19 protein-coding genes are annotated in these 19,377 nt (G+C 41.5%); 10 read left to right on the forward strand and 9 right to left on the reverse strand.

The window, feature by feature from the left end; genetic code table 11:
• Positions 1 to 3 precede the first annotated feature (3 nt).
• The gene (gene mutY / locus H5123_RS14105; RefSeq protein WP_182698361.1) at positions 4 to 1,077 is read right to left on the reverse strand and encodes an A/G-specific adenine glycosylase; all 1,074 of its coding nucleotides are present in this window, start codon (positions 1,075 to 1,077) and stop codon (positions 4 to 6) included.
• Positions 1,078 to 1,315: 238 nt separating this feature from the next.
• Between mutY and trmB the strand changes: the two genes are divergently transcribed.
• The 5 genes from trmB to H5123_RS14130 all read left to right on the forward strand — a co-directional run bounded on the left by trmB (position 1,316) and on the right by H5123_RS14130 (position 5,703).
• Positions 1,316 to 2,032, forward strand: coding sequence for a tRNA (guanosine(46)-N7)-methyltransferase TrmB (gene trmB, locus H5123_RS14110; protein WP_182698362.1), 717 nt, complete (start codon positions 1,316 to 1,318; stop codon positions 2,030 to 2,032).
• A 35-nt stretch (positions 2,033 to 2,067) separates the two neighbouring features.
• The gene (locus H5123_RS14115; RefSeq protein ID WP_182698363.1) at positions 2,068 to 2,394 is read left to right on the forward strand and encodes a YggL family protein; all 327 of its coding nucleotides are present in this window, start codon (positions 2,068 to 2,070) and stop codon (positions 2,392 to 2,394) included.
• Positions 2,395 to 2,400: 6 nt separating this feature from the next.
• Positions 2,401 to 3,315, forward strand: coding sequence for a glutaminase B (gene glsB, locus H5123_RS14120; protein WP_182698364.1), 915 nt, complete (start codon positions 2,401 to 2,403; stop codon positions 3,313 to 3,315).
• Positions 3,316 to 3,542: 227 nt separating this feature from the next.
• Positions 3,543 to 4,355 carry a YggN family protein gene (locus tag H5123_RS14125; protein WP_124017176.1) on the forward strand — a complete coding sequence of 271 codons (813 nt, stop codon included), beginning with the start codon at positions 3,543 to 3,545 and terminating at the stop codon, positions 4,353 to 4,355.
• Between the two features lie 406 nt (positions 4,356 to 4,761).
• Complete coding sequence (locus tag H5123_RS14130; RefSeq protein WP_182698365.1) at positions 4,762 to 5,703, forward strand: LysR family transcriptional regulator; 942 nt, start codon at positions 4,762 to 4,764, stop codon at positions 5,701 to 5,703.
• Between the two features lie 647 nt (positions 5,704 to 6,350).
• Here the strand turns inward: H5123_RS14130 and H5123_RS14135 are convergent.
• From H5123_RS14135 to H5123_RS14170, 8 genes are all read right to left on the reverse strand, one after another.
• The gene (locus H5123_RS14135; RefSeq protein ID WP_182698366.1) at positions 6,351 to 8,207 is read right to left on the reverse strand and encodes a DUF885 family protein; all 1,857 of its coding nucleotides are present in this window, start codon (positions 8,205 to 8,207) and stop codon (positions 6,351 to 6,353) included.
• A 176-nt stretch (positions 8,208 to 8,383) separates the two neighbouring features.
• Positions 8,384 to 9,523 carry a radical SAM family heme chaperone HemW gene (gene hemW, locus H5123_RS14140; RefSeq protein WP_182698367.1) on the reverse strand — a complete coding sequence of 380 codons (1,140 nt, stop codon included), beginning with the start codon at positions 9,521 to 9,523 and terminating at the stop codon, positions 8,384 to 8,386.
• Entirely contained in the window at positions 9,524 to 10,195 is a 672-nt protein-coding gene (gene rdgB / locus H5123_RS14145) for an RdgB/HAM1 family non-canonical purine NTP pyrophosphatase (RefSeq protein WP_124017180.1), read from the reverse strand.
• A gap of 265 nt (positions 10,196 to 10,460) precedes the next feature.
• Entirely contained in the window at positions 10,461 to 10,859 is a 399-nt protein-coding gene (locus H5123_RS14150; RefSeq protein ID WP_124017223.1) for a DUF4426 domain-containing protein, read from the reverse strand.
• A 91-nt stretch (positions 10,860 to 10,950) separates the two neighbouring features.
• Positions 10,951 to 11,265, reverse strand: coding sequence for a DUF167 family protein YggU (yggU, locus tag H5123_RS14155; protein WP_124017181.1), 315 nt, complete (start codon positions 11,263 to 11,265; stop codon positions 10,951 to 10,953).
• A 20-nt stretch (positions 11,266 to 11,285) separates the two neighbouring features.
• On the reverse strand, positions 11,286 to 11,834 hold the full coding sequence (locus H5123_RS14160; protein WP_182698368.1) for a YggT family protein: 549 nt from the start codon (positions 11,832 to 11,834) through the stop codon (positions 11,286 to 11,288).
• Between the two features lie 231 nt (positions 11,835 to 12,065).
• The gene (gene proC / locus H5123_RS14165; protein WP_182698369.1) at positions 12,066 to 12,884 is read right to left on the reverse strand and encodes a pyrroline-5-carboxylate reductase; all 819 of its coding nucleotides are present in this window, start codon (positions 12,882 to 12,884) and stop codon (positions 12,066 to 12,068) included.
• 208 nt (positions 12,885 to 13,092) lie between these two features.
• Positions 13,093 to 13,779, reverse strand: a complete 687-nt coding sequence (locus H5123_RS14170) for a YggS family pyridoxal phosphate-dependent enzyme (RefSeq protein WP_182698370.1) — start codon at positions 13,777 to 13,779, stop codon at positions 13,093 to 13,095.
• Between the two features lie 27 nt (positions 13,780 to 13,806).
• Between H5123_RS14170 and H5123_RS14175 the strand changes: the two genes are divergently transcribed.
• From H5123_RS14175 to hemH, 5 genes are all read left to right on the forward strand, one after another.
• On the forward strand, positions 13,807 to 14,844 hold the full coding sequence (locus tag H5123_RS14175; RefSeq protein WP_011638307.1) for a type IV pilus twitching motility protein PilT: 1,038 nt from the start codon (positions 13,807 to 13,809) through the stop codon (positions 14,842 to 14,844).
• A gap of 12 nt (positions 14,845 to 14,856) precedes the next feature.
• Entirely contained in the window at positions 14,857 to 15,969 is a 1,113-nt protein-coding gene (locus H5123_RS14180) for a PilT/PilU family type 4a pilus ATPase (RefSeq protein WP_124017185.1), read from the forward strand.
• A 260-nt stretch (positions 15,970 to 16,229) separates the two neighbouring features.
• On the forward strand, positions 16,230 to 17,333 hold the full coding sequence (locus H5123_RS14185; RefSeq protein WP_182698371.1) for a hypothetical protein: 1,104 nt from the start codon (positions 16,230 to 16,232) through the stop codon (positions 17,331 to 17,333).
• 110 nt (positions 17,334 to 17,443) lie between these two features.
• A complete protein-coding gene (locus tag H5123_RS14190) occupies positions 17,444 to 17,977 on the forward strand; it encodes a glutathione peroxidase (protein ID WP_182698372.1) in 534 nt (177 codons plus the stop codon).
• A 252-nt stretch (positions 17,978 to 18,229) separates the two neighbouring features.
• Entirely contained in the window at positions 18,230 to 19,243 is a 1,014-nt protein-coding gene (gene hemH / locus H5123_RS14195; RefSeq protein ID WP_182698373.1) for a ferrochelatase, read from the forward strand.
• Positions 19,244 to 19,377 lie beyond the last annotated feature (134 nt).

Raw genomic sequence — 19,377 nt, forward strand, 5'->3', positions numbered from 1 at the left:
ACACTAATGTGTCGCGAAAAGTACGGCTAAATTAGCCAAAATGCGTTCTGTGGCTGCTGCTAAGCCGACTTTCGCAGGTTGCTCTATGTTATACCAGAGAGCCGAGGTTTGTTCCATGATGCCAGTAGCTTGAGCAACAGATAGTTCAACTAATACGGGTTGAATATCAAGATGGAAATGACTAAAGGTATGCCTAAACCCTGCAAGCCCTTGTTCAGATTGTGTCAAATTATGCAGGGTTAAATAGTCATTTAATTCTGCTTGATGCTCAAATTGTGGAAAACACCATAACCCTCCCCATATACCTGCTGGTGGGCGCTGGATTAATTGAACTTTTATAGAATCTTCGCTGTTATCAACTAAAACCACCATAAAGGCTGATTTTTCGGGCGTCACTTTTTTAGGCTTTTTACCTGGATATAGGCTTTGATGGCCACTTTGTTGCGCTACACAATCAATTGCCACAGGACAGGCTGCGCAATTAGGTTTGCTGCGAGTACAAACACTTGAACCAATATCCATCATAGCTTGGTTAAACTTTTCAACATTTTTGGCAGGTGTTAACGCATCCGTTAATTGCCATAATTGCTGCTCAACGTTTTTTTGTCCAGGCCAACCTGCAATAGCACCATGTCTGGCCAATACTCGTTTAACATTTCCATCTAAAATAGGGTGGTGTTGACCAAGTGATAATGACAGTATCGCCCCAGCGGTAGATTTACCTATTCCAGATAAAGCCACAACATCTTCAAACTGAGTGGGAAACTTGCCATCAAAGGCATCACGTATATGCTGTGCTGCTTTATGTAGATTACGGGCTCTGGCGTAATAACCTAAGCCGGTCCACAAATGCAGCACTTCATCTTGATGCGCATTAGCAAGATCGACAACGCTTGGGAAGCGCGCCATAAATTTTTCATAATAGGGAATCACCGTCGCAACTTGAGTTTGCTGGAGCATGATCTCCGACACCCAAACACGGTAAGGCGTTTTATTGAGCTGCCAAGGCAGTGATTTGCGACCATGCAGGTCGTACCAAGCGATAATACGCTCAGAAAATGGGCTTAGATTTTTCATGGGCGCAGTGTAGCCATAGGCATTTTATTACACAAGTAGCCGCGCTATTTAAAAACATAAATTAGCATAAACATGTGCGATCAGTTTAGGTATAATGCGCAACTGACTTTATAAATGATCTATTACAGATAGCAATTGCGTAACGTGCTAGTTAAGAGTGGCTTAATGGCATATAGCCACTAGCTGATTTTATCACTAGTTACACAGCACAACAGAATACGCAGACAACGAGGCAAAAATGAGCGACGTTACCACAGCTGAATTTAACGAAGAAGGTAAGTATATTCGTAAAATCAGAAGTTTTGTTTTACGCGAGGGCCGTTTAACTAAAGGTCAATCTCAAGCAATTGAAGCATATTGGCCAACAATGGGGCTTGATTACACTCCACAAGCGTTGGAGTTAACTCAAGTGTTCGGTCGCGATGCTGATACCGTGTTAGAAATCGGTTTTGGTATGGGCGCATCATTAGTGCAAATGGCAAAAGCTGCCCCAGAGCAAAACTTTATTGGCATAGAAGTTCATAAGCCAGGTATTGGTACGTGTCTTGCTGATGCTGGTGCTGCTGAAGTCACTAACTTACGTGTATATCATCACGATGCAATGGAAGTGTTAGAGCACAGCATTGTTGATGGTTCACTTGAGCGCGTTCAATTATTTTTCCCAGATCCTTGGCATAAAAAGCGCCATCATAAGCGCCGCATTGTGCAAGCTGAGTTTGTACAGCTTATCCGCCGTAAGCTTAAGATTGGTGGCGTGTTTCACATGGCAACCGATTGGGAAAATTACAGCGAGCATATGTTAGAGATAATGAGTGCAGCAGAAGGTTATAAAAATCAATCAACAACTGGTACAGTTGTCGAACGTCCAGACCATCGTCCGCTAACAAAGTTTGAAGCAAGGGGCCACAGACTTGGTCACGGCGTATGGGATATCATGTTTGAGCGTATCGCTTAATCACAACTACACTTTCAGCAATCGGAGAATATACCATGGCGCAAAATCGTAGTCGTCGTTTACGTAAAAAATTACGAGTTGATGAGTTTCAAGAGCTAGGTTTTGAAATTAACTGGACCTTTGATGAGTCAGTTTCTGAGCAAGATATTGATAACTTAGTCGATCAGTTTCTTATTGAAGTTATTGAACCTCGTCAATTAGGTTTCCACGGTGGTGGACACAAGCAATGGGAAGGTATTATTGCTACCCAAGCTATTGGTAAATGTACTGATGAAGATACTGCAGCAGTCAAAACATTCTGGAAAGATAAGCCTGTTTCTAACCTTGAAGTCAGTGATTTATATGATATTTGGTGGGGTTAAGCTAAATTGCCAGAGCAATTATTACTTCAGCAAGCTGTCGATAAAGTAAAATCGCTTTTGGGTAAAGGCAAGGTGGCAGGATATATTCCTGCTCTTGCCTGTGTTGACCCTAATAAAATAGGTATTGCAGTCACCACCATTGATGGTCAAACAATTGGTGCCGGTGATTACCTCGAACCTTTTTCAATTCAAAGTATTTCTAAAGTTTTTAGCTTAACTCTGGCACTGAATTTATATACCGAAGATGAAATCTGGAGTCGGGTAGGCAAAGAACCCTCAGGACACTCGTTCAATTCCCTCGTGCAGGTTGAATTAGAGCGCGGTAAACCTCGCAACCCTTTTATTAATGCCGGTGCACTGGTAATAGCCGACTTGCTGCAAGCGCGTCTTGGGGCACCTAAGCATCGTATGTTGGAAGTGGTCCGCCAATTAAGCCAAAACCCAATACTCACTTACGATAAAGTCGTCGCGGACTCTGAGTTCCAGTTCAGCGCCCGCAATGCATCTATTGCTTATTTGATGAAGTCATTTGGTAATTTTGACGGCGACGTTAATACCGTGCTTAAAAGTTATTTTCATTATTGTGCATTAAGAATGAATTGCGCTGATTTGTCTCGGGCTATGTTCTATTTAGCTAATCGTGGTAAAACGCTCGATGGCGACAGTTTAGTATCGCCTGTGCAAACTCGGCAACTTAATGCATTACTGGCAACATCGGGACTATACGATGGTGCAGGTGAGTTTGCTTACCGCGTGGGTATGCCGGGTAAAAGTGGTGTGGGCGGCGGGATTATTGCGGTTATCCCTGGTGACATGTCAATTTGTGTCTGGTCACCTGAGCTTGATGTTAATGGCAACTCACTTGCCGGCACTGCGATGCTTGAGCACTTCAGTCAGCAACTCGGTCGATCTATTTTTTAGTTTGGTGCAGATAAATTAATTATTATTGAGATTCGTAAAATAGACTACTTTTTGGTTTATTTTACGAATACACTTCCGCTATTGTTTCTCTACTCGCCCATCTTTTTTGTTTCTAAGATTTTAATTCAATATAAATCATAACCTTATAGTTTTTGGCATAACTTATGCTATATACCTTTCATATCCGACCTAATTATTGATATTCGTATACCAAAAGGATTTTTATCATGACTAAGCAAAAGTTGATTTGTGGTTTAGCGTTAACGAGTGTGTTATTCACCGCTGGGGCGTTAACACCTGCAATGGCAAAAATGTCATTGAATGATGAGAAGTGTAACGTAACCCTAAACTACGACGTAACGGTTGAGCCGACTACGCTACAAATTAGCGATAATGGAATCGAAAAGTATCGTGTTGAGTTAGGTCAGCTTTATGTTGAGGGTAAAAAAGTGACTCTTAATGACAAACAACAAAAATTACTCACCCAGTACTCTGAAGAACTTTCTCGCCAAGTGCCAGATGTGATAGACCTTGTTGGAGATGTTGTTTCTGTGGCTACTCAAGCGGTTAATATGGCGTTAACACCTATTTTTGGTGATGCAGCTAATGTTCATATCGATAAATTAATGGTCGGTATTCAAAAGCGTGTTGATACCATGGCATATCAACAAGGCGATAAATTTTATTTAGGCTCAACAGAAGCATCAATTGAGCAAGCTTTTAACAAAGAGTTTGAGCAAGAAATGGAACAAATGGTTACCAGTTCAATGGGATCATTAATGATGACACTTGGTAGCCAAATAATGTCTTCAGAAGGGGGGTCATTTGAAGAGAAAATGAATGCTTTTTCACAAAAGATGGACAACGTCGGTGCCGACATCGAAAAGCAACTTGAGTCGCAATCGCAAGGTCTTGAAGATCGTGCCGATAAAGTATGTGATAACTTTGCCACTTTATTAGTGCTTGAAAATCAAACCCGTCAGGCTATTCCTGAATTAGCTCCTTATACCTTAGCTAAGTTAGGTGAAGCAGCAAAGTAACCTATATCGATTTACCGTCAATATGTCTCCCCGACACCTGACCTTCCCCTGTGCTCTTATTAAGACACAGGGGCTTTTTTTTGCGCCTATTTTAACGATTATGCCGCTATAGCTGGTGTTGCTTTGTTCTGATAAAGAGATTGTCAATTATAAATATAGAACCATATAGGCTTTTTTTGCTATACTGGTGCCAATTATACCAAAGTTACACTCTACTTTAGATGTGGTTATATTTTAGAATCTTCAATTGTTGATGTTGATTGACAGTATTCATGTGTTTTGGTGCTTATTTAGCAGTAAAAAAACATAACAAGTGAATATTGATTTTGATGCTTGGCAAGGTTTAGTTACTAGAACAGATATCTGAAATTATTATTAATGTCGTAACCAGCTTAAGGCGACTTTCATGTTAGAACTGTTAGAACCTATCGCAATTTTTACTCACGTTGCACGAGCAGGAAGTTTTAGTGCTGCAGCCAGACGTCTTGGCATTTCTAAATCTAAAGTGAGCACTCAAGTTGCAGATCTTGAACATAAACTTGGTGTCCAGCTGATCCAGCGTACAACACGTAGTTTAAGTCTTACTGAAGCCGGTAATTTATTGTATCTTCAGGGTGAAGAATTACTTCGCGATGCAGAGCAGGCCGTATCGAGCGTGCACAACTTGAATGATGCAACTCGTGGAGTATTGAAGGTCGGGATCTCGCAATCATTTGGTACTATGCATATTATCCCTGCTCTACCAGAGTTTATGGCAAGACATCCTGATCTTGAGCTGCAAGTCAGTTTACTTGATCATAAAGTTGATGTTGTCAGCGAAGGCTTAGATTTATTGTTAACCATGTCTGAGCAATTGCCGCTAGGTATGGTGGCAAGGCCGCTAATGAAATGTCAATTTTTGTTAGTCGCATCACCGGGGTACATTGCCCAACATGGTAACATTAGCCGCCCTGAGCAATTAGTCGAACACAATTGTTTGGTGTACCAAGGCGAGTGGCATGAACACAGCATGTGGCAATTTAGAAAAGGTGATGATTATTGCGAAATTGGCGTGTCAGGCAATTTCCGTGTTGATAATGCTCCAGCATTAAAATCGGCAGCGGTGAGTGGTTTAGGCATTGTGTATTTAGCCAGTTATTTGATGGAAGATGAGATTGCTCAAGGGACTTTAGTACCTTTATTACCCGATTGGCAGTTGACACATAACCTCCCATTACAAGCTGTATATCCTCGTCGTAAACACTTGGCTCCTAAAGTCAGTGCATTTATTGATTTTATTAAAACGCATATTAGCAGCCCGCCATATTGGGACGCTAAGTTCGATCACCTGTATAAACTGCGTAAATAACATCAACGCCGGATAATAAGGGCTTATCAAATAGCCATTTTTCCGCGAGCAGGATGATATCTACTCACAATAGGCGTATTGATTTTTCAATAAGCCTATTGTGAAAAAGATATGACAAGTTTGATGCTGCAAACTTAAAACAAATCGCTTTATTCATATTTACTCCCTCTCTTATTTAGCGTTAATGTTAAGCAAAGTGGAAACATTGTTTTATTTTTAAAACAAAGCTTTGCTTGTAGGTTATGTTCTATTTTTATCCCTTTTATATCAGATATTTAAGCTATGTCTTTATTAGTTGATCCGTAACCTGCTAATCAAGGGGTTAGTGATTTACGCTGCTTTAGTGGTTGAAGTCTGTTCTGATATCAATACAATGGTTGTGTGTTGATTCGAAATGATTTGAAGCATGCGTTTGGTTGAGAAATGACCCCTTTTCAATTAAGCGTACAAATCTGCAAGGTAGCAAATTTTGGATCAGAGTTGGCAATGCTTTTCGAACTAAAACAATGCCGGCCTTAAAACCATCATCCTAGTTTATTTGGTTTACCCCAGACTTTGTTCTGGGGTTATTTTTTTGTGGTAATGGTGACATGAAAACGGCAACCTTAGGTTGCCGTTTTACGTTGGTGCAGATGACCCATTGTCAGTTACAGTGAGTTCACTTGTTTAATCCATTTGTTGACTTGCTCTTCAAGTATGTCTAATGGCAATGGACCATTTTTCAAAATTAAAGTGTGGAACTCGCGAATATCAAACTTTGAGCCTAACTCTTTTTTGGCTTGTTCACGCAGCTGTAATATTTTTATCATACCGACTTTATATGCGGTAGCTTGTGATGGCATCACAATATGGCGCTCAACCATTTTAATCGCATCGGATTCAGCATTTGGCGTATTTTCAACATAATAGGCAATGCCTTGTTCACGAGTCCACTTTTTAGCGTGGATCCCTGTATCAACCACTAAACGGCATGCACGCCATAACTCCATCGATAAACGACCAAAGTCAGAGTATGGGTCAGCATATAAGCCCATTTCCTTAGGGAAATATTCTGAATAAAGTCCCCAACCTTCAATATAAGCAGTATAACCACCAAACTTACGGAATTTTGGAATGCCTTGCAGTTCTTGTGCTATAGCAATTTGCATATGATGACCAGGGATCCCTTCATGATAAGCCAGCGCTTCCATTTGGTACTTTGGCATGGCATCCATTTTGTATAAGTTAGCGTAATAAGTCCCTGGGCGAGAGCCATCTGGTGCAGGTTGATCGTAAAATGCTTTACCTGCAGATTTTTCTCTAAATGCCTCAACTTTTTTAACAACTAAATCGGCTTTAGGTTGAATGGTAAATACTTCGTCTAGTCGAGTCTTCATATTATCTATGATTGACTTAGCTTGAGCTAGATACTCTGCTTTACCAGCATCAGTATCAGGATAATAAAACTGTTTGTCATCACGCATGAAAGCAAAAAATTCTTTTAAGCTACCCGCAAATTGAACCTTTTTCATAATGACGCGCATTTCGTCATGAATACGCTTAACTTCAGTTAGACCGAGATCATGAATGGTGTCTGCACTCATGTTAGTGGTGGTAGTGCGGGCGAGGGCGTTATTATAAAACGCTTCTCCATTAGGTAGCTTCCATACTCCGTCTTTAGTATCGGCACGTGCTTCGAGCGTCTTGGTATAAGTGATTAACTTTTCATAAGCCGGTTTGACGTTAGTGAGCAGGGCTTGTTTTACTTCATTTAATAAGAGGTCTTTTTTATCATCAGTGATATCGAGTTTATTGATTTTGCGTTTAGCGTCAGCCCATAACGCACTGTCTTTACCTGTATCGCTAAAAGGAGCACCACTAATAATATTTTTGCTGTCGGAAATCACATAAGGGAAAACAAACTTTGGCGCTATGATGTGTTTTTGCGCTCGCGTTTCTAATGATGTTTCTAATTGCGAGAATAGGGTCGGTACCGCGTTTAATCGGCTGATATAGGCTTTAGCATCACTTTCATCTGTTATTTGGTGTTGATTGATAAGAAATGATGCCACCATTGAATGAACACCGTACATTTGGTTCATCGGATAGTTGTAATAACGCCACTGATCGTCGCTTATGGTGTTTTCTAAATCGGCCTTTAATAGTTCATAACTTAGCAGTGCTTGCTGATCCAGTTTTGCTGTATCAAGCTGAGTTAGTCTGGTGAGTTGCTCTTTGTTGCGAGCGATGTCGGCATCGGCAGCAGCATCTGATAGGTCATTCCATTTACCGTAATCTTGTTTGATACCAAGGTAAGTTTGATTAATCGGATTTGCCATGACGTTTTCCATAAAAATGGCTTCAAACAATGCATTGGCTTTTTCAGATTCACTATGTTGTGTGGCTACAGCTGTACTTTCTTGTGGGCTAGACAGCGGCGCATTTTGTAATTGTGCAAGGGCCGATGTACTTAATAAGCTTGATAAAGCAACAGCAACCAGAGTTGTTTTTGTTTTTATAGACATGGATATCTTCCCAAAGTACCTAAATGTAGGAGCACATCCTAATAAAGCTTTGCCTAAAAGTGTGAATAGAAATGTTAGAGGATGTGTATTTGCGGTCGAAGATTTGTACATTAATGGATAAGGATTAACTCGCAGTTAACTGTTTATTAAAGTAAACCGCGAGTTATATTGTGCAGTTAAATAAATTGAGACAGTAAATCATTTACAAACATATGCCCTTTAGGCGTCAGCTGCCAGTGTGTTGCGGTCTCGGTTAGTAAGCCTCGTTCAATGGATTTTTGCATGCCTTGCTGAACCACTTCTGCCGCTTGCCCGGTGCGCTGTTCAAACTCAGCTTTAGGAATTGGGATCATCAATCTAAGGCGATTCATTAAATACTCTAATGGGCGGTCCTCTTCGATGACATCTGTGGTTTCAAAGGTATATTTATCCGCTGCAAGATAACCTTTTGGATGCTTTATTTTAACGGTACGCACAATCTGATTTGATTCGGGTAGGGTGATTTTGCCGTGAGCTCCACAACCAATACCAAGGTAGTCGCCAAATTGCCAATAGTTAAGGTTATGACGGCATTGGTAACCAGGCTTTGCATAGGCCGATATTTCGTACTGCTCATAACCTAATGCCGCTAAGCGCTGTTGGCCTTGTTCATAAATTTGCCACAGGTTCTCATCGTCCGGTAATTGAGGCGGCTTTGAATGAAATAAGGTATTAGGTTCAATAGTAAGTTGATACCACGAAAGATGTGGCGGAGCTAATGCCGTGGCGGTATCGATATCATGCATGGCTTCATCAAAGCTTTGATTCGGTAAACCATGCATTAAGTCGAGATTAAAACTCAAATAATCTGCTTGCTTAGCTTTTTGTGCCGCTACTTTAGCTTCATCTTCATTATGGATCCGACCAAGCAAGTTAAGTTTTTCTTTAGAGAAGCTTTGCACCCCAATGGAAAGCCGCGTCACACCCGCTGCACGATAAGCACTAAAGTCATCATGCTCTAATGTGCCAGGATTAGCTTCCATAGTGATTTCAATGTCATCTTCAAAAGGGATTAATGCTTGTGCACCATCAAGTATGCGTTGAATTTGGCTAGCATCAAATAACGATGGTGTGCCACCACCGATAAAAATAGTATGGATTTTTCGACCTTGAACATAAGCCAAGTCTTGTGTTAAGTCGTCTAATAACGCATCAACATATTGCTGCTGTGGCAACTCACCATTTTGGCCATGGGAGTTAAAATCACAATAAGGGCACTTTTGTACGCACCAAGGTATATGAATATATAAACTCAGTGGCGGTAATTGCAATGTCATTTATGATTGCTCATCCATTGTTATTGTATTGCTCGACGAACTGTTCGATGTGTTAGTCGATAAGATTATGCCTTGGGCTTGCATGGCGCTCACTAACAGTTTCAGTGCTTTACCTCGATGACTGTGAGCATTTTTCTGATCGCCAGTGAGTTCAGCTGCAGAGCAGTCAAAGCCTTGAGGAATAAAAACGGGGTCATATCCATGGCCTTGTTCACCTTGCGGGGCATGGTTAATGGTGCCTTCCCATGATGCTTGGCAAATAATGGGGGTCGGATCTTTTGCATGGCGCATGTATACCAGCACACATTGAAACCGAGCGCTGCGAAGCGTTTCACCCTGGAGTGCATCAAGTAATTTAAGGTAATTGCTGGTTTCAGTAGCCCCTTCACCCGAATAACGCGCGGAATATATGCCTGGTTGACCTTGTAGTGCATCAACTTCAATGCCTGAATCATCTGCAATAGCGGCTTTTCCGGTAATTTCAGCCGCATGACGCGCTTTAATAATGGCATTCTCAACAAACGTTGTGCCTGTTTCAGCCACCTCAGAAACATTAAATTGGTTCTGCGGTAGTACTTCAATGTTAAATGCCGCAAGCATTTGATCAAATTCGGCAAGTTTGCCTTTGTTGCCACTGGCAAGAACAATTTGTTGTTTGATTGGAGTCTGCATAGGTTTGCTTTTGAAATGAAGAAAAATTTGTCGTTATTATACGCTAACAAAGCCGCGATGCGCTACGGCGCTAGGAACTCTCGGGCTCGCCAGAGGGCCGACTGCGTCCTGCGAGGTCGTAACTCGGTCACAGCTAGGCACAGCTTCGCTGCTAAGATTGAGTTGCTGGGCGACTAGGCTGTTGATTTTATAGCCTCTAGCCGCCAAGCGTCATAGCAGCGAAGTGCTCTATGCTTTTTATCGCTTGCTATCGAGATTTTAGGCCTTAATCGACATAAAACTTTTGTTTAAATTTCAATGAAGTGTTTAGTTGTTTGCCGTACTTAATGGCAATCGTAAAATTAACTTCTTGATCGTCACGATAAGGCACTTCTGCTATGTAATAGATTGAGTTTCCTTCACGGATCTCTTTAAAATCAAGCGTTATGCGTGCATCAAGTAGATTATTGGCGATACCCGATATTTCAACTGGCACTGCAGGGTGTCCATCTTGGCTGGTATTGAGAACGGTAATATTAACTAGACCATTATAACTACTGCGTTCAATACCATAGGTTTTGGCTATTTCTGGTGTAATAAAGGTGCTATTGAGCGCCATGTAGTGAATATCGAAATTACCGACTTGCTGTTTTTGTTCTGCCTGAGCTGTACTCGTCATTGCCATCAATGACAATAATAATATCGGTAAAAGTGAGCGAGATAAACGCAATGATTGAAACATGATCTTGTCCTTAGCGAGCTGAGCAATAGGGTTATTATAGATGAGTGAGCTTTAAAAGTGCGGCTATTTCTGCTGGAATAACTTGCGGCTGGCATATTTGTATTTGCTTATGACGGCTATGTTCACCTTTGAGGATATGCACCTGACTTTTTGCCACTTTACAGGCTTTTGCAAGATACTTAGATAAATGAGCATTGGCTTTACCGTCAATTGGAGGTGCAGTTATGGCTATTTTTAATTCGTTACCGTGTAAGCCGATAATTTGATCGCGGCTTGCTTTGGGTTGTAGATAAACAAAAAGCAGCAAGTCACCTTGCTGCTCATCGTTGGAATAGCTTATAGCCGTCATTATTTAGTGATGTCCAACAACTAAATAATCGCCCAAAAAGGGATGTACTGTGCACACAACATATTAATGAAGTTCATGGCAATAAATACTACCAACACAGATAAATCTAAGCCGCCAATTGCAGGCAGTACTTTGCGCACTGGGGCTAAAATTGGTTCTGTTAACTGAGTCATTACCATCACAATTGGGTTGTAACCTTGATTAAACCAACTCAACACAGCTCGAACAAGTAGCATCCAAAAAAGTAATACGCCGGCTTGTTTTACCACAGAAATCACTGAGAACAATACCAAGGTAAGAATATCTACCGCAGCGCCTGCGATGAAAGTAAGTACTAACATTTTTACCATTACGACGATAAAGGCCAGTAACATCGATGAAGTATCAATACGTCCTATCGAAGGCAATAGTCGGCGCATTGGGGCGATAATCGGTTGTGTCGCCTTAACCACAAATTGGCTAAATGGATTGTAAAAATCCGCTCTTGCAAGTTGTAGCCAAAAACGAAGAATGACGATCATTAGGTATAAGTCAAACAGGGTGTTGACTAAAAAACTCATTGCATTCATGGATATTGCCTTACGTTTATGTAATTTAGTGCTTATGTTTATGCTATCTAGTATTTAACACATGCTAGGATCAATGCTTCAATTAACTGAGCTTATGTTTAGCAATACAGTACTAAGCTGCAAATATAATCACTCACCGCTCAGATCTGCGCTATTAAAGCTTAGTTTTACCTAAGCTATTTTACACCAAAGAGGTTAACTTTAAGTTAAATATTAGTTCATCTCATCGCGTTAAAATGTTTTAGCCATTTCTTGGGCGCGGGCAACACAGTTTGTCATTGCTTTATCGACTAATTCCACTAAACCGCCTTGCTGAAAAGTTTCAACGGCTCTGGCTGTAGTGCCGCCTTTTGACATCACATTTTGACGTAATTCTGTCACCGATAATTGCTGGTTTTGAATCACCATCTGCGCGGCGCCTAAGGCTGCTTGTTCTGCCAATAATCTTGCTTTGTCTTCTGCCATGCCCATGTTGACCCCAGAAGCGATCATTGACTCAATAAACAAGAAGAAATACGCAGGAGAACTGCCCGCGAGCGCGATAACTTGATCTAATTCAGCTTCATTATCAACCCAGGTCACTTTACCGCCACTTTGCATCAAGGTTTCGCAAATCGCTTTATGCTCGGCAGAAATACTATCATCGGCATAAATACCCGTCATGCCGTAACCAATTTGTGTCGGAGTATTGGGCATGGTGCGGATAAGCTTTATTGGCTGTTTAAAATAAACAGCATAACGCGATGCAGGAATACCAGCCGCGATAGTAATGATTAACTTATTGGTTAAATCCAGTGAGCTGAGGTCTTCGCAAACGGTGGCCATTAACTGCGGCTTTACGCTGAGTACAATGACATCAGCAGCTTGTGCTGTTGCATTATTATCATGAGAAACATGAATCGAAAAATCTTGCTGCAAAGCATCCAATTTACCTTTACTTGGATTGGTTGCATGAATAAGGTCACTAGGATAGCCATGTTTAACTAAGCCACTAATAATGCTGCGAGTCATATTGCCCGCACCGATAAAACATACTTTTGCTTGAGTCATTGAGTCTGTATCCAATAAATGAGTGAATTTATGTCCAGTTCGTGTGTATGTTACCTAATTCAGTCCTAGGACGCCACGCTTCTGGGTTCTAGGGCTAGGCCGCTGCACGGATAGATCGCTTCGCTTCTAGGGCGGACTGCGTCCTGCTAGGCCGCTGCGCGGATAGAGCACTTCGCTTCTAGGGTCGCTTAGCTCTAGGCTATCAGCTTTATCTTTCGCCAAAGATCGCACTACCGATACGCACCATGGTCGAACCGTTGGCGATGGCGATGTCCATGTCGTTGCTCATGCCCATGGAAAGGGTATCAACGCTAGGATACTGTTGCTTAAGTTGATCAAATAACTGCTTTAACTGGGCAAATTCTTGTTGTTGGATCTGCTCGTCATTAGTGGCGGTAGGAATCGCCATTAATCCACGTAATGTCAGCTTAGATAAAGAGTTGATAGTAAGCGCTAACGTGGCAACGTCTTCAGCATTGACGCCCGATTTAGACTCTTCTTGGCTAATATTAACTTGAATACACACGTTTAATGGTGGTTTGTTATTCGGGCGTTGTTCATGTAAACGCTGGGCAATTTTATCGCGACTTAAGGTGTGCATCCAATCAAAATGCTCGGCAACAATTTTGCTTTTATTTGATTGCAATGGGCCGATAAAATGCCATTCGATATCTGGGTAATCTGCCTGTAAGGCGGTAATTTTAGTTTCGCCTTCTTGAACATAGTTTTCACCAAATAGACGCTGTCCAGCTTGATAAGCGGCAACGATGTCACTGATAGGTTTAGTTTTACTCACCGCCAGCAGGCTTATTTCTGCTGATGATCGTGAACAATTTTGCGCCGCTTGATTAATTCTACTCTGGGCGATTGATATTCTGTCTGCTATTGTTGTCATAATGTTGGTTAAATGGATGTCTCTACAATGGAAATCACTGAATTACTCGCCTTTAGTGTAAAACACAAAGCATCAGATCTACATCTTTCAGCAGGCGTATCTCCTATGATCCGCGTTGACGGTGAGGTAAGAAAAATCAATTTACCTGCGTTAGATCATCAAGGCGTCCATAGTCTTGTCTATGACATCATGAATGATAAACAACGTAAAGACTATGAAGAACATCTAGAAATCGATTTTTCATTTGAAGTGCCTAATTTAGCGCGTTTTCGTGTTAACGCATTTAATCAGTCCCGTGGCGCTGGCGCAGTATTTCGTACCATTCCCTCTGAAATTTTATCGCTTGAGCAACTTGGCGCCCCAGAAATATTTAAAAAAATTGCCAGTTACCCACGTGGATTAGTATTAGTTACAGGGCCTACCGGTTCGGGTAAATCAACGACACTCGCTGCGATGGTCGATTACGTTAATGAAAATCGCCATGACCATATCTTAACCATCGAAGACCCAATCGAATTCGTCCATCAAAATAAGCAATGCTTAATCAACCAGCGTGAAGTTCATAAACATACCCATAGCTTTAATGCCGCATTAAGAAGTGCATTACGTGAAGATCCCGATGTGATTCTTGTGGGCGAGATGCGCGACCTTGAAACGATCCGCTTAGCTATGACAGCAGCCGAAACTGGTCACTTAGTGTTTGGTACTTTGCATACCACCTCAGCCGCCAAAACCATTGACCGTGTGGTCGACGTGTTTCCGGAAGGTGAAAAAAGTATGGTGCGCACCATGTTGTCTGAATCGCTTCAGGCGGTTATTTCGCAAACATTAATCAAGAAGATTGGCGGTGGCCGAGTTGCTGCTCACGAAATTATGATGGGTACTCCAGCAATTCGAAACCTCATTCGTGAAGACAAAGTGGCGCAAATGTACTCCGCTATTCAAACGGGTATGTCTCATGGCATGCAAACCCTTGATCAATGTCTGCAAAACTTGGTCAATAGAGGCTTAATTACCCGTGAAGATGCAATGCAGAAAAGCTCGAATAAACAAGCTAATTTCTAAGGAGCTGGGATCATGGATGTTCGTCCATTTTTAAATTTGATGGTGGAAAAAAAAGCGTCTGATTTATTCATCACTGCCGGTTTTCCACCCAGCGCCAAAATTGATGGTGAGTTACGTCAGTTATCCGAAGATAAATTAACCCCAGAGCAGTCGCTGGTGTTTGTTGAATCTTTAATGAGTGATGTACAAAAGAAAGAGTTTCACGATACTAGCGAGTGTAACTTTGCTTTTGCGGCAAAAGATTTAGGCCGTTTTCGTGTCAGCGCCTTCTGGCAACGCGAATCAGCCGGTTGTGTTATGCGCCGTATCGAAACCCAAATTCCTGAAGTTGACGACTTAAAACTGCCGGCGATTTTAAAAGATTTGGTGATGAGTAAGCGTGGTCTTATCATCATGGTAGGTGGCACCGGTACTGGTAAGTCGACATCGTTAGCTGCACTGGTGGGGTACCGCAATGCACATGCTCGCGGACACATTCTGACCATTGAAGATCCTGTTGAGTTTGTCCATAACCATCGTAAAAGCATTATTACGCAACGTGAAGTGGGCATTGATACCGAATCATTCGATGCCGCGCTTAAAAGCTCATTGCGTCAAGCACCTGATGTGATTTTAATTGGTGAAATTCGTACTCAAGAAACCATGGAGTTTGCATTGTCATTTGCTGAAACTGGCCACTTATGTATGGCAACTTTGCATGCCAACAATGCTAACCAAGCACTTGATCGTATTATGCATTTAGTACCAGAAAGTAAGCACAACCAACTACTATTTGATTTGTCATTAAATTTACGCGGTATTGTCGCGCAGCAGCTTATCCCTAAATCAGATGGAACCGGGCGTCGTGCAGCTATTGAAGTGTTAATCAATACTCCTCGAGTGGCCAGCTTGATCGCCAAAAACGAGTTACATTTACTTAAAGAAACTATGGGTAAGTCACGCGAACAAGGCATGCAAACATTCGACCAAGCCTTGCTCGATTTGTATGTAGAAGGCGAAATCAGTTATGCCGACGCATTACATCATGCCGATTCACCTAATGATTTACGCTTAATGATTAAATTACAAAATAATGAAGCCGCGTCTTCAGGGACAATGGAAGGCATTACTCTAGACATGGATTAGTGATTATCTTAGTCAGTCAATAAGCTGATAATTCATCAAGCTGTTTATTATTAAAGGCCGTAAGTCACATCTTACGGCCTTTTTTGTTACCATGGTCACCATTATTGTTATCATTACTGTGGTTATCATGACTATTGTTGTGAAAGTTGCGATAACAAAAATACATTAAAAATCTTTTTTTCAGTAACCTTATTCGTATTTTTACGTTGTCTGTTACACATTTTTTCACGTTATATAAAATTGTTTTTCAAGGATGTTTCATGCAGTTATGGCAAAAAGTCACCGTCTTATCTTCGCTAATCTTGTTTCCATTCGCGGCCTCAGCAGTACCAGTCACAGATGAAGTCGATATCGGCGGTGCAGTGCGCGTGAACTACGGTTGGAAAGATTACGACAATAACTCCAAACTTGAGTTTGAACTGTTCCGTGCAGATGTTAACTACAAGAGTAAAGATGGCTTATTCGCCTCTGCTCAGTATCGTTGGTATGAAAATATGGACGTAGTGCATCATGCATACATGGGTTATCAATTTGATGAAGCCCAATCAGTGCAAGTGGGTGTAACCCAAGTGCCATTTGGATTATTACCTTATGCCGCCCATTCATTTTGGTTCGGCGCAACCTATTATCTTGGTTTTGAAGATGATTATGATGCCGGTATCCATTACAAAAATGAACAAGATGGTTGGCGTTATGACTTAGCGTATTTTGCTAATGACGAAATTGGCGACGGTTCTAATTATGATCGTTACTCATTTGATGCGGCCACAACAGCCGATTCACCATATGAAGAGGCTGGACAAATCAACGCCCGAGTTGAACGAGAATTTACCTCTGGTGAAGTGACTCATAAGTTAGGTGGTTCATTACAATACAGCCAATTAGATTTTATGGCTGATGCCGCTACCGTAGTAGGTGAAGACACCAATGGTCTTGCCGCTGCAGCGCATTGGCAACTTGACTGGAAACAATGGCAATTACAGTTACAGTATATTCATTATGACTATGATATAGACAACAGTGAACGTATTGCGCTGAGTGCATTTCAATATCCATTTGAAATTGCAGCTGAAGCCGATGTTGCTACCGTTAACATTGCTAAATCGATTGACGTTGATTGGGGTCCAATCTCTAATGTAAATTTTTACAACGATTACAGCCAGGTAATGGCATCGGGTCAAGGGCTTGATGATTCTATCCAGAATGTGACTGGTGTTGCTATCACGGCAGGTAAATTTTATTCTTATGTAGATTGGATTGCCGGTAAAAATATGTGGTTTGTTGATGGTCCAGGCGTTGGTATCAATAATGGTGATACATCATGGCATTCTCGCTTAAACATCAATATTGGTTTCTATTTCTAAAAGGTTTTGATCTCAATAAAAAAGTATCGCGTATAATGCATTGATACTTCATTAGGCACCGATAAATTCATTTAGCGGTGCCTATTAACTTTGAGAAAAGGACACTTAACATGATTAAATTTATTGCCGCAGCAGGCTTGTTTACCCTTAGTGCAGGGGCTTTTGCTGCAAGTTGTCCTGATTATCTCAATGTTGAAGCCCGCAAATTACACTCCGAAGAAAACGTCAATTTATGTGAACTCACCCAAGGTAAAGCAGTATTAATTGTTAATACCGCCTCCCATTGTGGCTTTACACCTCAATTTGAAGCACTTGAAGCCTTGCACAAGCAATATGCAGACAAAGGTCTAGTGGTAATTGGTTTTCCATCAGATGATTTTTTCCAAGAAGAAAAAGACGAAGCTAAAACCGCAGATGTATGTTTCATCAACTACGGTGTCACGTTTACCATGGTATCAACATCACCCGTGAGAGGCAGTGAAGCCAACTCAGTGTTTAAATATTTAGGTGATAAAAGTGGCCAGCCAAAGTGGAACTTCTATAAATATGTTGTTTCAGGTGATGGCAAAACGGTAAAAGAATTCAGCTCTCGTGTTAAACCCGATAGCGATGAATTGATAAAAGCGATTGAGTCCGTTCTATAAGTGGTTAGCTTATCCAAATGAGTTAGCTAGGACAGTTAGTTAACTTAGGATAGCGTTAACTAACATAGCTATTTAATCGAGATAATAGTTTAATTGAAATAGACGTTTTAGAGCGCCGATCGATTTGATCATCAAATCGATAACTAGCGCTCTTTTTGTGTTAATCGAAAGCGATATAATTATAATTTCATCTCACAAGTTACTCATACTGTGATGTATTTATAAATCCATACTAATAACGGAGAAGATACTTTGGCTAGATTTTCAGGGCTAGATAAAGAAACCGGTCACAAAGCGCGTGGCAAAACCGGTGTATTATTATTAAATCTAGGTACACCAGATGCACCAACCGCATCAGCTGTTCGCATCTATTTAGCTGAGTTTTTGGCGGATCCTCGAGTCGTCGAAATTCCAAAACTGATATGGATGATTATTCTTCACGGGATTATTTTACGTATTCGTCCAGCCAAATCAGCAGCCTTATACAAACAAGTGTGGACCGAAGCCGGTTCGCCTCTACTCGACATTAGCCAACGTCAGCAAGCCAAACTAGCCAATCATTTACACGCGCAAGGGCATGATGTGAGCGTCCATTTGGCTATGCGTTATGGTTCTCCATCAACGGCCAGTACCCTGCAAGCAATGCACAAGCAAGGTGTAGACAATTTAGTGGTTTTGCCTTTATACCCACAGTACGCGGCTCCAACAACGGGTTCGGCATTCGATGCTTTAGCCAAAGAATTAATGAAATGGCGTTATATCCCCGCACTGCACTTTATTAACACCTACCATGACAACCCTGATCTTATCGATGCGCTTGCAGCATCGATTGAAAAAGATTTTGAACAACACGGAAAACCACAAAAACTGGTGATGTCTTATCATGGTATGCCTGAACGCAATCTGCATCTAGGCGATCCTTATTATTGTTTTTGTATGAAGACAACTCGCTTAGTGGTAGAAAAATTAGGCCTAACTGAAGATGAGTATGTGGCAACATTCCAGTCTCGCTTTGGCAAAGCTAAATGGTTACAACCATACACAGACGTAACCATTGGTAGTCTGCCTGAAAAAGGTGTTACCGATATCGCCGTTATCTGCCCAGCATTTAGTGCCGATTGTTTAGAAACCTTAGAAGAAATTAAGGGCGAAAATCGTCACGTATTTGAAGATGCTGGTGGCAAAAACTATAGATACATCGAATGTCTAAACGATAACGATGATCATATCAATATGATGGCAAACCTTGTTAAACCTTTTCTATAATTACAGGGCGTGACTCCGTCACTGCTAGGGCGCTTCGCTTCTAGGGCGGACTGCGTCACTGCTAGGTCGCTGCGCTACTAGGGCGTGACTGCGTCACTGCTAGGGCGCTTCGCTACTAGGGCGTGACTGCGTCA

Origin of the sequence: Shewanella sp. SR43-4, assembly GCF_014163845.1 — a bacterium.
Classification (GTDB): Bacteria; Pseudomonadota; Gammaproteobacteria; order Enterobacterales; family Shewanellaceae; genus Shewanella; species Shewanella vesiculosa.